Below are 16,041 nucleotides of genomic sequence, written 5' to 3' on the forward strand. Positions count from 1 at the left end.
TATGTCCCAAACCGGGCATCGACTGGTAAAGGAAATCACCAAAACCGTCACTTTGGACTATTTACTGCACATTCCCGAGACGGAGGAACCGCTTGCTGCGGACCAGAAATGGCCTGTCATTATGTTTCTTCATGGTTCTGGAGAACGTGGAAATGATCTGGAAAAGCTTAAAGCACACGGGGTTCCGCTTATTGCCGATCAGGACAAAAGTTTCCCGTTTATCGTGATTTCACCGCAATGTCCTGTGGACGAATTTTGGGGTATGCATCGCGAAGCTGTTATGGCTCTTCTGGAACATGTTTTGGAAAACGAAGCTGCTGACCCGAACCGGGTGTATCTTACAGGTCTGAGTATGGGCGGGTATGGTGCTTGGGATCTGCCACTGTTTTACCCCAATACATTTGCTGCATTGGCTCCTGTATGTGGGGGAGCAGACCCTTCCAAAGCGGAAGAACTGCATAATATACCGATCTGGGCATTCCATGGTGCCAAGGATGACATCGTTTATGTTACGGAATCCGAGAAAATTGTTCATGCGCTTGAAGCGTTGAACGCGGATGTGAAGCTGACGATATATCCTGAAGGTAATCATGATGCTTGGACCGAAACGTATGACAACCCGGAATTGTACAAGTGGTTTCTCAGCCATACATTATAATCAATCAATCAATCGTTCGTAATTGACAATATTCAGCATTATTAAGTATTTACTTTCGTTATTCGAATCGTTATAATCAAAAAAAATGACACTTGTTAGGGGAGGCACCCCAACAGAGGACTTTGTTCCTTTGTTGGGGTGCCTCCTTTTTTTGTGTGCAGAAAAGGAGAGCAGACGTTGAAGAAATCTGAGAAGCGTATTAAAAAACAGGCCGAGCAGCTTACCAAAGTGGTACTTGCATTTGCTCTGCTGTCACCCCAAGCCTTGCTGGTCGAATGGGGTTCAACGGCCATTATGGCTGAAGCTGTGGAAACCATCAGTATTGTATCCGATACTTCCAGCATGAAGGCTGTTCAATCCTCCAAGGTGAAAGTGGAGATGAATAGTGATGGCAAATATAGAATTGTGTTGCTTCCTAATACAAACGTATTCTACGGTGGCGATACCGGGAATGTATCCACCATTATTGATCATAACGGAACACCCGTTAATTTTAAGTCGCTGCCCCTTAATTATTATCGAATCAATAATAATGTAATCGAAATGTCCAGGCAGAAAGACAACGTAGAGTATATTTTGCGCGTGTCCATCGTTAATGCCACATCTCAGGGCGGTTATATGAAGGTGGAGCTGGAGGCTGTTAACCGCAGCGGCTCTACGCTGAATCTGGGAGGTACGTTCTATTGGGATACGATGGTGAATGGCAACGATGCTTCTCCGTTTGAAGTGATTGAGAACGGCTGGCGCAATTACAGTGGAGGTGTTCAGGTAACTGCTTTTTATGCCAACACGTATAACGTTGTGGACGCAGATCGCATTTTCATGGGGCAGTACAATAGCCCGGACAATGCGCAGCTGACAGGTGGTTCTTCTCCATCTTCCTTTACGCCAGGGCAGACCGTTACCGCAACGGATACTGCTGCGCAGTTTTGGTGGGACGGCAAAGCAACCGCGAACCAGGCTTCACGCAAATTTTCGACGATTGTGGGGATTGGTCCCAAAAATGCACCGCCTTCATTTGCACTATCGGCACCGTCTTCGGGCCAGACCTATTACAAAGGAGAACAGCTTCAAATATCCGGTACAACCCGGGATACGGATGTGGGAGATCTTCTGACTGTCAAATGGTCAATCGACGGAGGCTCCGAAAACATGTTGACACAGATGACGGCTACAGGTTCCAATCAGTCGTTTAACACGAATTACACATTGCCAGACAAGCTCGCAGATGGCGTACATACGTTGCAGGTGTGGGTAATGGATGACAAGGGAGGGGTCTCCTCAGCGGGTACTGTCAACTTCACGGTGAAAAGTTTCGTTGTTCCGGGAACACCGTCATTTACATCTGTTAACAATAATAATCTGACGGTCAACTGGGACAAAAAGGCGAATGATGCTACCGTGACGTATGAACTGAAAAATGTAACGACGAATCAAACCTTTGATACGGGTACAACAAATAGTCGGCAGGTGACCGGGCTTACACCGAATACTCAATATTCTTTTGCTGTGCGCGCTAAAAATACAGTGGGTTCGTATACGGGGTATTCAAGTCCAGCTAGCAAATTTACACTAGCCAATGCACCAAGCGATGCAGCTGTGAGCCAGTCAGGTAACTCCGTTACGGCTAGTTGGAACAACAATGGCAATCCTGCGGGAACGAGTTACAAAACGGAAATACGTAACTCCGTCGGACAAGTGCTTGCATCGGGTACAACTTCATCAACTCGGACTGAACTTGCGTTAACTGGACTTGCAGACGGATTATATAACGTATATGTAGCAGCACTGAATGGAGAAGGCATACAGACTGCATTTACCTCTGCAGGTCAGATCACAAAGGACACAACCGGTCCCACTGCTCCCTCGATAGCAGTAAATCCTTCTTCTTGGACCAAGGAAGATGTCCTGGTTACGATTACAGCAGGCTCGGATGCCTTAAGTGGTGTACAGAAGACTGAGTACAAGCTGGGGATTGGGGGAGAATGGAAGGAATACACTGCTCCCATTACGGTTGCTTCTGAAGGAAATACACTCATTATTGCACGCAGCATAGATGCATTTGGCAATACAGGACAGGAGGCTTCTGTTACAGCACGAGTGGACCGTACAGCTCCGACACCTCCCGTCATCTCGTTAAATCCGACGGAGTGGACCCATTCGGCAGTAACGGTGACGTTAACGGCAGGTACGGATGAAGCAAGTGGAGTGGGTCTTACGCAATATAGACTTGGAGTTGAAGGAACTTGGGTCGATTATCGAGAGCCATTTACCATCAATACGGAAGGAATCACCGAGATTCAGGCGCGAAGTGTGGATCGGGCCTCTAATGTCAGTGCGTCAACTTCAGCCAATGCCCGGATTGACAAGACAGGGCCTGATGAGCCAAAGATTACACTCAGTGCTGATGAATGGACGAATCAGGATGTATCCTTTGAAATAACCAGCGGTGAAGATACAGGCAGTGGACTTGCCAAAAGCCAATATCGTCTAAACGAACAAGGCCCCTGGATCGATTACACTGGAGAAGTGAAGGTTACCGAAGAAGGACAAACCACAGTTTATGCGCGCTCGCTTGACAGGGTAGGGAATGTAAGTACTGTTACAAAAGCACTCATTCGACTGGATAAGACTGCTCCAACAGAGCCGGTTATTACATTAAGTCAGTCTGGCTGGAGCAAGGAAGCTATACAATTTACGATTGCTGGCAGCGTAGATGAACATGCCATTTCGTATGAATATAGTTTGAATGGGGCCCCGTATATTGTAGGAAACTCAGGTACAGTGAGTTCAAACGGTCCCAACGTAATTCGAGCCAGAGCGAGAGACGCTGTCGGAAACGTTAGCAAGGAGGTCAGTCGTACGGCTTATGTCGATCAGGTTGCTCCAACGATTACATTTACACCGAATGGACAAGGCTGGATTGACACTAATATATCTGCTACCGTTCAATATGAAGATTCTGATTCGGGTATCAATGAGAATTCGCGATTGTACAGTGTGACCAACAGTACCGCATCGCCAGACAACTGGAATGAAGCCCGCTCGAATGAGCCTGTAATTTCAATTGAATCCGAAGGCATTTGGTATATCCATGCCAAAACAATAGATATGGCAGGGAATACATATGAGACCGTATCAGCACCTTATCAGATCCAGCGCAAGCCACAGCAGCTGGGAAATGCGAGCGTTACACAGATCAGTGAGACTTCGGCAGAACTTACGTGGGATCTGCCCACAGGAGAATGGTATACCGACGGGTATCAGTATGAAATCATAAACCATACGACAGGCCAGTCCTGGACACTGGATTATCCTAAACATACGCTCATTGATCACTCCCTAAGTGGTGGGCAAGTCTATGATTACGAAGTGAGAGTTCGAAACCATACTGGCATAAGTGATGCAGTATCTGTCCGTGCACTGACAATCCCCGCGGCACCGGGATCATTACAAGTTCGAAAAGTCGATTCCCAGCCTGAGCTGGCAGAAGTACATTTCGATTCGGTTCAAGGTGCTACTGCGTACCGTATCACGGCTGCAACTTCGGATGGAAGTATTGTATTTGACCAGACGATCTCCGATTCTTCCAATATTCCGTACATGACCAATCTGGTCCCGGGGAGCATTCATACGATTTCGGTCACAGCACTGAATGAGAGTGGTACGGGAGAAAGCAGCAGGGTGGGATTCCTGACATTGCCTGCAGCACCTGGTGAATTTGCGGCAGTGCAGATTCGGGAGCATGAGATCTCTCTGGGATGGGAGACGGTAACTTCAGCTACGTATTACAGCCTTTCACGCAGTGGAGCTGGAGTCTACGAAGGATTGGAAACGGAGTATGTGGACGCAGGTCTGGATAGTGGAACAGAGTATAGCTATGAATTGCTGGCCGCAAACGAGACAGGAGAAGGTCCAGTAACAAGTTTGCAGAAGCTGCTGACATTGCCGGGGGCCATTGAAAGCTTGAGTATAGATAATGCTACAACAACGAGCATGCATCTCAGTTGGGATCCTGTAAGAGGCGCGGAGCGATACGAAGTCTTTGTGAATGGGGAGAAGCGGGAGACGCTGCTTGCTGGAACCCATGAATATCTGCTAACGGGATTGACTGCGGGAACGTTGGTTCAGGTGGACGTTCAGGCAGGCAATGGAAGTGGACAAGGTCAATCCAATCGAGTATCTGGAACGACGCTTCCCGAGAGTCCTTCAGGTCTTCACTTCGTTCAACCGACTGAAACAGGAGCAACACTCAGATGGGATGCAGTCCCCGGCGCGACGAAGTACCGGGTAGTTCTTGAGGGGCAGAGTTATGAGATTTCAGATACACAGATTGAAGTCCATCAGTTATCAGGCAACCGCCACTATACGTATCAGGTGGAGGCCGGAAATGCTGCTGGTTATGGTGCACCCACAAGCGGTGAACTGCTTACTTTGCCAACCAGACCTAAAGGGCTCAAAGTAACACGTACGGATGAAACGAGTATTGGGGTGGAATGGGAATCTGTAAATACAGCCGAATCCTATATCGTTAGTATCAATGGGACGGAAGTGGGGCGAACTTCGGGACTTGCCTATACGGCTAAAGAATTGTTGCCAGGTATGGAGTATTTAGTGGAAGTACAGGCCGTGAACACGTCTGGAGTCGGTCAGTCCGCCAGCTTGATTCGATTATCCAAACCGACCGCCCCTTCAGAAATCGTTGTTGAACCAGGAGTACATAAAGCCACCTTGTCATGGGATTCGGTAGCAGGTGCCTCGGAGTATGTAATTCAGCAGGGGAACAAAGAGATTTACCGTGGAACAGAGCTGACGACCTTTATTTCAGGACTTGAGGATGGAACGATGCATCATTACACACTTGTTGCAGTGAACAGACAAGGGACCCCATCCGAAGCGACGGGTATATCCATACTTACATTGCCTGAGAAGCCAGTTGAGATTAAGGCAACGGAAGTGTCGGAAAACAGTCTTAGTCTGGATTTTACCAAAACAGGGGTAAAGGGTGCAGACGAATACATCATTGAACGCAATGGGCGAGAGATTGCTCGCATGGATGCGAGTGAAACCCGATTCGTAGATGAGGATTTGTCGCCCGGCACGAAATATACGTACAAGATCCGGGCGGTTAATGCAAGTGGTTCGGGTGCTTCCTTTGTCTATGGAATAACAACTAAAACCCTGCCACTATCACCAGATGGGATTACAGTGATCAAGGGAACGCACACGTTTGATCTGGCGTGGGAAGCAGTAAAGGGAGCAGCCGCATATGAAATTCGCAATCAGACAACGGGGGAAGTTCAGACTGTGTCCGAACCATCGGTCCATCTCGCCAGTTTATTGGATGGCACAACGTATACGTTTGAACTTACTGTTTTGAATGAGGATGGTCACCGTTCTTCTCCTGTTGAGGTTCTTTTGTTGACCAAACCCATATCCCCACAAACAGCAAGTATTGCTGCGGTAACCGATCAATCGGCAACGCTGGATCTGAGTGGCAGCGCCACAAGAGGCGCAGAACAATTGATCATTATGCGAGATGGTATTGAAATTGACCGTATTCCGGCTGAGAGTATTTCTTATAAGGACAAGAATTTGACGCCGGGAGAGAGATACACTTATACGGTTAAGACTTCGAATGCTTCCGGCGATAGCGATACGGGATTTGATGTTCAATTGCGTACGCTGCCTGCAACAATTACGGAAACGCTGCACCCAGACGTGATTGAAGAGACGGAGGCAGTGATTAAGTGGACAAAGGTTCAAGGTGCAGAGGGTTACATTGTAATGATAGCGGATGACGAATTTACAACAATTACAGAGAGTGATTTGACTGAAATTATCCTTAAGGGGCTAGTCAGTGCAGCCCAATATGATCAAGTACAGATCGTTCCTTATAATACAGTGGGTAATGGAATTCCAATGGTCGTTGCTCCATTTTTCACGCTGCCTCATGTCGATTCTGTTGAGATGAAGCTATATCCGGAGACGGATCATGCCAGACTGGAGTGGGATTTCCCTTATTTAAACGAAACGTTTGTGGTTCTAATGGATGGTATTGAGCTGTATAGAGGCAAACAAAAAGAGTATATCGTAAATGAGCTGCAGGGCGGAACGAACTACTACATCGAACTGTATACCGAGAACGGGCGGGGAGATACATCTCATAAGCTAGAATATACACTCTTGACCAAACCGGAAGCTCCCAAGGAAGTGGAATATCGTTCGACACAGGAGAGCATACAACTTCAGTTCGAAAAGAGCCATGTCAAGGGGGTTGAGCAATTCATCATTGAACGTGACGGTGCGGAGATCGGCCGAGTGTCTGTTGACGAGCCTTATTACAAAGACCATGGGCTTGAGCCAGGTGTAAATTATGTGTATACCATCAAAACCGTAAATGCTTCCGGTAAGAGCGAGAGCGGATTCAATCTAACAGCAGTAACGCTGCCAGGCAAAATTCCTTCTCCACCTCAAGTGAAAGAACGCGCTCAGCATGGTGCAGATATTATATGGGATATGATTCCTGGTGCAGCAGGCTATCGCATCTATCAGGAAGACGAGCTGATTGCAACAACAATGGAAACATCGATACATATAACTGAATTGAAAAGTGCCCAGGTCTATTCCGACTTTTCTATTGTGCCTTTCAATGAGGCGGGAGACGGAAAGACAGTCGATGTACCCGAGTTCGAGACATTGCCTTCAGAAGAATTCACCGTTTCAGCGAACTCCCAGAGCACAAGCAGCATTGCATTGAGCTGGAAATTGGAATCTTTTAATGAAACGATCGTGCTTTCTAGTAGTGGGCGGGAGATCTATCGTGGAAAAGATCGAAGCTACATCTGGACAGGACTAACGGGCGGACAGCGCTATGATGTCATATTGTGGACTGAAAATTCAACCGGGGAAAAAAGTGAAAGCCAGCAGGCCACTGCCGTGACTCTGCCATATCCACTTCCAAGCGGAAGTGGAGCTGGTTCACCTACACCTTCCTCTAAACCGGAGGATGTTCAGTCGTCCGGAGTGTCTCAACCTGAGCAAAATGACAAAGCGGAAACAACAGCCAAGAAAGAGGTTAAGTTCATTGATATTGGTCAAACATTCAATAAAGATCAGATTATATGGCTGGCAGAGCAAAACATCATTCAAGGTGTGAGTGAAACCCGCTTCGAACCCCGTCGTCCCATTACAAGAGCTGAGTTCACAGCACTTATTGTGCGATTAATGGGTCTGGATACATCTGCCGATTATCAGCATGCTTTTCGGGATGTGAACGATCAGGATTGGTTTGCTCCTGAGATCGAAGCAGCCGTAAGTCTTGGTATGGTACATGGCATGGGTAATGGTAAATTTGCTCCATATGCGCTGGTAACCCGGGAACAGGCATCGAAGATCATTGCGAATGTTATTCGCAAAATTAAGCCGGAATCCGCAACTTCACGTCGTGCTTTTACGGATCAGATGGATGTGTCCGAATGGGCCAAAGAAGAGGTTGAAGAGCTTGCTGGAATGTACATGCTTACCGGGTACGAAGACGGCAGTTTCCGACCCATGCAGCATCTGAGCAGATCTGAAGCCGCAGCCCTGATCTTCCGACTGAACAAACTGATCCGTATTATAGAAGAAGGTCAAACTATGGAGGAAGAGAACCGAACTATGGATGATAAAGGAACGAGTATTGATATAGAAGGTAAGGCTAACATGTCAAAATTGGAGTAAAAAAACTAGGATTGAATCACATGGAAATTTATCATTTCATCATCCTCAGTAGCTACATTATCCGTTATTCGACTTTTAATGTTATAATAGGTTGCCAATATGATATAAAAAAGGGTAATGGACAGTGGTGATGAATGATGAATAATAAATTTATCCGAATCTATGAAGATATTGCAGCTCGTATTCGGACTGGAGAAATTGAAGCAGGTACGCTGCTTCCCTCGGAACTTGATTTATCGGAAAGTTATCAAACGTCTAGAGAGACAATTCGCAAAGCGCTTAAAATGCTGTCTGAAGAAGGTTATATTCAGAAAATTCAAGGTAAGGGCTCCATTGTATTGGATATACGTAAAATTGATTTTCCTATTTCGGGCCTCGTCAGCTTCAAGGAACTGGCTAAAAAAATGGGACATCGGGCCAAAACGTACGTTAAGGTTTTTGAAGAAAAAAAGGTTGATCAGGCCTTGTTCAAGAAAATCAATTTTGGCCTGAATGAAAAGGTCTGGGAGATCAGACGTGTACGGCAAGTGGATGGCGAACATGTCATTCTCGACAAGGACCATATAAGCCAGAGGCTTATTCCCGGTTTGAGCAAGGAAATATGTAATGACTCCATCTTCGAGTACATTGAGGAAGAGCTCGGGCTGACCATCTCTTTTGCCAAAAAGGAAATATTGGTGGAGGAGCCCACTGCTGAGGATAGGGAATTGCTTGATCTCGAAGGATTCCACAATGTAGTTGTGGTTAGAAGTCAGGTTTACCTGGAGGATGCAAGTCAATTCCAGTTCACAGAGGCAAGGCATCGCCCGGACAAGTTCAGATTTGTGGACTTTGCCCGGCGTAGATGATATCCATTGACCATGGATATGAAACAGAGAGTACCTATTCACTTCTTTTAGGGGTGAACGAGGTGCTCTCTTTGTTTTGAAAACGATTTGAAGTGTTTAGGGGGTCGATAGCCAAATAGGGAGTGTTGATGGGGAGGTAGCGAGTACAAAATAAATTCCTTATCATGGTAAAAATAACTTGACCGGTAAGCGTTTTCATTTTATTATATGTCCATAACCTTAACGATTAAGTAAATAAAATTAAATTATGTATCTTACATAAAGTTATTTATTTATAAATAATAACTTTATAAAATTATGGGATACTCTTGATTTTAGTTAACTTATTGCCTTGAGCAGGGTTAATTGAAATAAATAAAAAAATGTAGGAGGTTCTAGCGAATGGTCAAGTTGCAAAAGTGTACAGTCTTTACCGTAATAGCTGCACTTATGTTGGTGATTCTGGGGAGTGCTGCACCCAAAGCGTCTGCTGCTACAGGATTTTATGTAAGCGGAGGCAAATTGTACGATTCCACTGGCAAGGCATTTGTCATGAGAGGTGTCAATCATGGACATTCATGGTTTAAGAACGACCTGAACACGGCTATTCCTGCAATTGCCAAAACAGGTGCCAACACCGTACGGATTGTGCTCTCCAATGGCGTGCAGTACACCAAAGACGATCTGAACTCCGTTAAAAACATCATTAATGTTGTGAGCGCAAACAAAATGATTGCGGTGCTTGAAGTACATGATGCAACAGGTAAGGATGACTATAATTCGTTGGATGCAGCAGTGAATTACTGGATTAGCATCAAGGAAGCACTCATTGGCAAAGAAGACAGAGTTATCGTAAATATCGCGAACGAATGGTATGGAACATGGAACGGTAGTGCTTGGGCTGATGGATACAAAAAAGCAATTCCGAAGCTGAGAAATGCCGGGATTAACAATACGTTGATCGTGGATGCAGCGGGCTGGGGGCAGTACCCGCAATCCATCGTGGATTATGGACAAAGTGTATTTGCAGCAGATACACAGAAAAATACTTTGTTTTCGATTCACATGTATGAATATGCCGGTAAAGACGCGGCAACCGTAAAAGCCAACATGGAAAGCGTATTAAACAAAGGTCTGGCCCTGATCATCGGTGAATTCGGTGGATATCACACGAACGGAGATGTCGATGAATATGCGATCATGAAATATGGTCAGGAAAAAGGGGTAGGCTGGCTCGCATGGTCCTGGTATGGCAACAGCTCTGATTTGAACTATTTGGACTTAGCTACGGGTCCTAACGGAAGTTTGACATCCTTTGGAAACACGGTCGTCAACGACACTTACGGAATCAAAAATACTTCAAAAAAAGCAGGGATCTACTAGGGTCTATAGGGTCTAGCTTTTCTAAAAAGATTCATCTACTCAACGAGAAGCATTGAGCATGTTCTGTGCAAGAAAATCTCTTCCAAACACTCTGACCAACACGTCAGGGTGTTTTTTATTGAAAAAAAAATCATCAAAACAGAAACTCTTTTGAATTTTTCCGTTTATATTTAAAATCTTTTGTTTTCAAAACAAAACAAAGATGATAAACTCTGATTAGGAATAAAACAAACATTATCGGAGGGGAACAAATGGTACAGAGTTTATGGAATTCATCACAGGCTTCGGAGAAAACAACCGGACTGGAGCAACTGGTCTACCGATCCAATCTGATTGGGTCAGATCGCCGTGTATGTAACATTTTCGGAGGCAATACGTCTACCAAAACGACGGTGAAAGATTTTCGCGGCCGTGATATAGAAGTGATGTATGTAAAAGGCAGCGGATCTGATCTGGCTTCTATGCAGGCGAAGCATTTTACAGGCCTTGGACTCGAAGATATTCGTCCATTAATTGAACGGGAATCCATGTCGGATGAAGAGATGGTCGAATACCTGGGTCATTGCATGATCGATTCCAAACACCCGCGTGCATCCATTGAGACGTTGCTGCATGCATTCCTTCCATATAAACATGTGGACCATACCCATCCAGATGCGATTATTAGTCTGTGTTGTGCAGATAACGGAAAAGAACTAGCGAAAGAGATTTACGGGGATCGATTTGTATGGGTTCCTTATGTGCGTCCAGGATTCACACTATCCAAGATGATTGCTGAAAGCGTATTCTCGAATCCCAATGCCGAACTGGTTCTGATGGAGAAGCATGGACTTGTGACTTGGGGAGAAACATCGGAAGAATGTTACGCCCAGACGATCAAAATTATTAATGAAGCGGAAGCCTTCATTGAAGCACGTGTTGACGAAGGAAGCCTGTTTGGCGGAGAGGAGCATCCTGCGTTTGAGGCAGAAGTGCGTCGCCAGATCGTATCCAAAGTAATGCCGACCATTCGGGGAGCGGTATCGGATAGCAAAAAAATGATTTTGTCCTTTGACGATCAGGAGGATGTGCTTGCCTTCGTTGGAGGAGTGGATTCGCCGAAGCTGTCACAGGTAGGCGCGGCGTGCCCGGATCATTTGGTGCACACCAAAGTGGTACCTCTATTCATCGATTGGACACCGGACGCGGAGGATATTGAAGGGCTGAAATCCAAACTGGTGGAAGGCGTAGCCGCCTACAAAGAACAATATCAACACTATTTTGAGAGCAACAAAAATGATGGTGACGTGATGTTCGAAGCTGCACCTCGCGTCATTCTTATCCCAGGTGTGGGCATGATCAACACAGGCAAGAGCTGGGCACTGTCCCAGGTGAGCGGGGCATTGTATCATAGAGCCATTGCCGTGATGCGCGGTGCGACAAGTCTGGGCCAATTCGTATCCCTCAGCGCCAATGAATCCTACAATGTGGAGTACTGGCCGCTTGAGCTTTACAAATTATCGCTGGCTCCGGCGGAGACTGAGTTTTCCCGCAAAGTGGCGTTTATTACCGGGGGTGCCGGTGGAATTGGAAGTGAAACCGCACGCAGATTGGTATCTGAAGGGGCACATGTCGTTCTCGCGGACCTCAACCTTGAAGGAGCACAGAAGGTAGCTCAGGAAATTAACGACCAATATGGTGCCAATCGAGCATATGCATTGAAGATGGATGTAACGGATGAGGAAGCCGTGCAATCTGCGTATGCCGAAGTTGCTGTACAATATGGCGGCTTGGATATTATCGTGAACAATGCAGGCCTGGCCACCTCTAGTCCGTTTGACGAAACATCGCTAAAAGAATGGAACTTGAACATGAATGTGCTGGGTACTGGGTACTTCCTCGTGGCACGTGAAGCTTTCAAGTTGATGAAACAACAGGGGATTGGCGGCAGTATGGTATTTATCGGGTCCAAAAACTCAGTCTATGCGGGTAAAAGCGCCTCAGCTTACAGCTCGGCCAAAGCACTTGAGGCTCATTTGGCCCGCTGCATCGCGGCGGAAGGTGGGGAATACGGTATTCGTGTAAATACGATTCTCCCGGATGCCATCCTGCAAGGTTCAGCGATCTGGAACGGTTCATGGAGAAATGAACGTGCAGCAGCCTATGGTATCGAACCGGATCAACTGGAAGAGTACTATCGTAAACGAACAACTTTGCTCGTCAATATTTATCCGAGAGATATTGCGGAAGGCATCGCCTTTTTTGCCTCTTCCAAATCAGAAAAAACAACCGGTTGCATGATGACGATTGATGGCGGTGTGCCAGCAGCATTTACACGATAATAAGGAGGGTTTTCGCACATGGAAAATCAAGTCAAGCAAGCATATGAAGCAGCCAAATTATTATATGCTCAGCATGGAATTGATACGGATGAAGTGCTGAAGAAGCTCGCGGAAATCAAAGTGTCTGTTCACTGTTGGCAAGGGGACGATGTAAAAGGTTTTCTGAATAAAGATGGGGAACTTACGGGTGGAATATCCGTTACAGGTCAATATCCGGGGGCTGCAACGACACCCGCAGAGCTTCGGGCAGACCTGGAGCAAGCCTTCTCCATGATTCCCGGCAAACATAAGGTCAATTTGCACGCGATCTATGCGGATACGGACGAACAAGTAGAGCTGGATCGGATTGAGCCGAAGCATTATGAGAACTGGGTAAAATGGGCCAAAGAACAAGGGCTCGGTCTGGATTTCAATCCAACCTGTTTTTCACATGAAAAATCAAGTGACGGTTTCACGCTAAGTCATTCCGATCCGGCGATTCGCAAGTTCTGGATTGATCACTGCAAAGCATCCCGCCGCATTGGCGCTTACTTTGGCGAGCAGCTGGGCCAGACTTGTGTAACCAATGTATGGGTGCCGGACGGGTTCAAGGATAATCCGGTCGATCGCATGACACCGCGGAAGCGGCTGAAGGATTCACTAGATGAGGTATTTGCCGAGAAGCTTGATCCCAAGTATCATCTGGATGCGGTCGAGAGTAAGCTGTTTGGCCTCGGCTCAGAAGCGTATGTCGTTGGTTCTCATGAATTCTATATGGGCTATGGACTGCAAAATGATACGTTAATCTGCCTTGATGCCGGACATTTTCATCCAACGGAAGTTATTTCTAACAAACTATCTTCACTGGCCCTGTTTACCAACGGCATTCTGCTGCATGTCAGCCGTCCAATGCGTTGGGACAGTGACCATGTTGTCATTATGGATGATGAGCTGCTGGAAATTGCTCGCGAATTGGTACGTCATGATCTGCTTCCAACGACACATATCGGACTCGATTTCTTTGATGGAAGCATCAATCGAGTTGCTGCGTGGGTAGTTGGCACACGCAACACCATTAAAGCATTGCTACGTGCGATGTTGGAACCTGTGGATGCTCTGAAATCAGCGGAGCTGGAAGGGGATTACACCCTTCGTCTTGCTTTGACAGAAGAGTTTAAGTCCTATCCTTTCGGCGCGATCTGGGATTATTATTGCGCCCAGCAGCAAGTACCTGTACGTGAACAGTGGATTGCTGAGATCAAAACCTATGAGCAGGAAGTTTTACTTCAACGAGATAAATCTTTCGTATAGGGTGATGCAGGCCACGGTGGAGAAGTTTTCCACTGTGGCTTTTTTGCATGGAAACAGCTGCGAAATGCATAACTGCGGTCAGAATTTCCATACTAAAAATACATAGAAAAATGCAAAGCTTCAATGCTAGTACTGCAACGTAGAGGAGGATGCATCCGATTTGAATCTCGCCCACAACAAATTGTATATCGCGGCACTTGGCGGCTTGAATGAAATAGGTAAGAACATGTATCTGATCCAATATAATCAGGACATCATTGTCATCGACTGTGGCTCCAAATTCCCGGATGAAACCCTACCGGGCATTGATCTCATCATTCCGGATGTGACGTATCTGCTGGAAAATCAGGACAAGGTAAGGGCGCTTGTGGTTACCCATGGACATGAAGACCACATTGGCGGCATTCCCTATTTGTTAAAACAAATCAATATCCCGGTGTATGCATCCAGACTGACACGAGGATTAATTGAACTGAAACTGAAAGAGCATGGGCTGCTGCGCAAAGCAGATCTGCATACGGTTGATTCCAAATCCAGCATTACGCTGGGTGGAATTCAGATTTCTTTTTTTGCGACCAGTCACAGCATACCGGATTGCCTGGGTATTTTCTTTCAAACACCTGGAGGAAATGTCGTCCATACCGGGGATTTCAAGTTTGATATGTCACCTGTAAATGGGCCGTATCCCGATCTGCACCGTATGGCCGAGATTGGCAAACAAGGTGTACACGTGCTGTTGTCCGAGAGCACCAATGCAGAGAGACCGGGGTTCACCCCTTCCGAGCGTGTCGTAGGTGACCACATATTGGACGCGTTTATTCGTGCCAAACAAAAAGTGTTTATTTCTACCTTTGCGTCCAACGTAAGCAGGGTTCAACAGATTGTAAATGCAGCGTTCGAGACGGGGCGCAAGCTGGCTCTGCTGGGTAGAAGCATGCTTAATGTAGTGTCCGTAGCTAGTGAACTGGGATACCTGGATGTACCAGAGGGGCTGCTCATTGAGGCCATTGATTCGGACCAGTTTCCACCTGATGAGGTCGTTGTGCTCTGTACGGGAAGTCAGGGTGAAACGATGGCTGCTTTATCCCGTTTGGCGGCCTCCAAACATCCTCATGTGAAGATTGCACCTGGAGATACCGTCATTATTGCCGCTGGGGCGATCCCGGGGAACGAACGCAATCTTGCGCATGTCATTGATAATCTGTATGTGCTCGGAGCACGCGTCATTTACGGTTCAAGCGGAGCAGCAGGCATGCATGTATCAGGACACGGCAGCCAGGAAGAACTCAAACTGATGCTGACCCTGATGAAGCCTGATTATCTAATTCCAGTTCACGGTGAGTTCCGCATGCTGTATCAGCATAGACAACTGGCGGAGTCCGTGGGGATCGAACGGGATCATGTATTCATCGTGAACAATGGGGATATGATTCAGTACAAAGATGGCGTGGCATCTCCTGGTCCCAAAATTGCTTCAGGCAACAGTCTGGTCGACGGTCTGATCATGGGCGACGTCGGGAATATCGTGCTGCGTGATCGCCGGCAACTGTCATCCGATGGAATGCTGGTGATTGTGACTACGCTGAGCAAAACGGAGAAACATATGGTGACAGCGCCTGAGATTATTTCCAGAGGTTTTGTGTTTGTGAAGGATTCTGAGGAGTTCATGAAAGAGATTCATGAGCTGGTTCAGAACAAGATGGATGAGTTAACCGGAAGCGGAGCGAATCAGTGGAATGTGATCAAAAGAAAGCTGAAAGACGAGATCGGTCATTACATCTACGCCCAGACAAAACGAAGACCAATGATTCTGCCCATTATTATTGAGGTTTGAGAAAGT

General features: G+C 46.6%; 7 protein-coding genes. All 7 read left to right on the forward strand.

The annotated features are described in order from the left end of the window. Position 1: 1 nt before the first annotated feature. The 7 genes from AC4PM4_RS01435 (at position 2) to AC4PM4_RS01465 (ending at position 16,035) form a co-directional block, all read left to right on the forward strand. Positions 2–658, forward strand: coding sequence for a carboxylesterase family protein (locus AC4PM4_RS01435; RefSeq protein ID WP_491612525.1), 657 nt, complete (start codon positions 2–4; stop codon positions 656–658). Positions 659–835: 177 nt separating this feature from the next. Further along, a complete protein-coding gene (locus AC4PM4_RS01440) occupies positions 836–8,380 on the forward strand; it encodes a fibronectin type III domain-containing protein (protein ID WP_491612526.1) in 7,545 nt (2,514 codons plus the stop codon). A 137-nt stretch (positions 8,381–8,517) separates the two neighbouring features. Next, positions 8,518–9,228, forward strand: a complete 711-nt coding sequence (treR, locus tag AC4PM4_RS01445; RefSeq protein WP_079694432.1) for a trehalose operon repressor — start codon at positions 8,518–8,520, stop codon at positions 9,226–9,228. 429 nt (positions 9,229–9,657) lie between these two features. Further along, positions 9,658–10,590: a glycoside hydrolase family 5 protein gene (locus tag AC4PM4_RS01450; protein ID WP_491613052.1), complete on the forward strand. Its 933-nt coding sequence runs from the start codon at positions 9,658–9,660 to the stop codon at positions 10,588–10,590. Positions 10,591–10,841: 251 nt separating this feature from the next. Next, entirely contained in the window at positions 10,842–12,911 is a 2,070-nt protein-coding gene (locus AC4PM4_RS01455; protein ID WP_400344439.1) for a bifunctional aldolase/short-chain dehydrogenase, read from the forward strand. An 18-nt stretch (positions 12,912–12,929) separates the two neighbouring features. Continuing rightward, positions 12,930–14,201 carry an L-rhamnose isomerase gene (rhaA, locus tag AC4PM4_RS01460; RefSeq protein WP_072732628.1) on the forward strand — a complete coding sequence of 424 codons (1,272 nt, stop codon included), beginning with the start codon at positions 12,930–12,932 and terminating at the stop codon, positions 14,199–14,201. A gap of 160 nt (positions 14,202–14,361) precedes the next feature. After that, positions 14,362–16,035, forward strand: a complete 1,674-nt coding sequence (locus AC4PM4_RS01465; protein ID WP_090805911.1) for a ribonuclease J — start codon at positions 14,362–14,364, stop codon at positions 16,033–16,035. Positions 16,036–16,041: the final 6 nt, after the last annotated feature.

The sequence above is a fragment of the Paenibacillus sp. MDV22-iso6 genome (assembly GCF_058408365.1).

Excerpts from the sequence above, each read along its gene's own strand:
- AC4PM4_RS01435 (WP_491612525.1), top strand. The coding sequence starts at position 2 with ATGTCCCAAACCGGGCATCGACTGGTAAAGGAAATCACCAAAACCGTC.
- treR (WP_079694432.1), top strand. The coding sequence starts at position 8,518 with ATGAATAATAAATTTATCCGAATCTATGAAGATATTGCAGCTCGTATT.
- AC4PM4_RS01450 (WP_491613052.1), top strand. The coding sequence starts at position 9,658 with ATGTTGGTGATTCTGGGGAGTGCTGCACCCAAAGCGTCTGCTGCTACA.
- AC4PM4_RS01455 (WP_400344439.1), top strand. The coding sequence starts at position 10,842 with ATGGTACAGAGTTTATGGAATTCATCACAGGCTTCGGAGAAAACAACC.
- rhaA (WP_072732628.1), top strand. The coding sequence starts at position 12,930 with ATGGAAAATCAAGTCAAGCAAGCATATGAAGCAGCCAAATTATTATAT.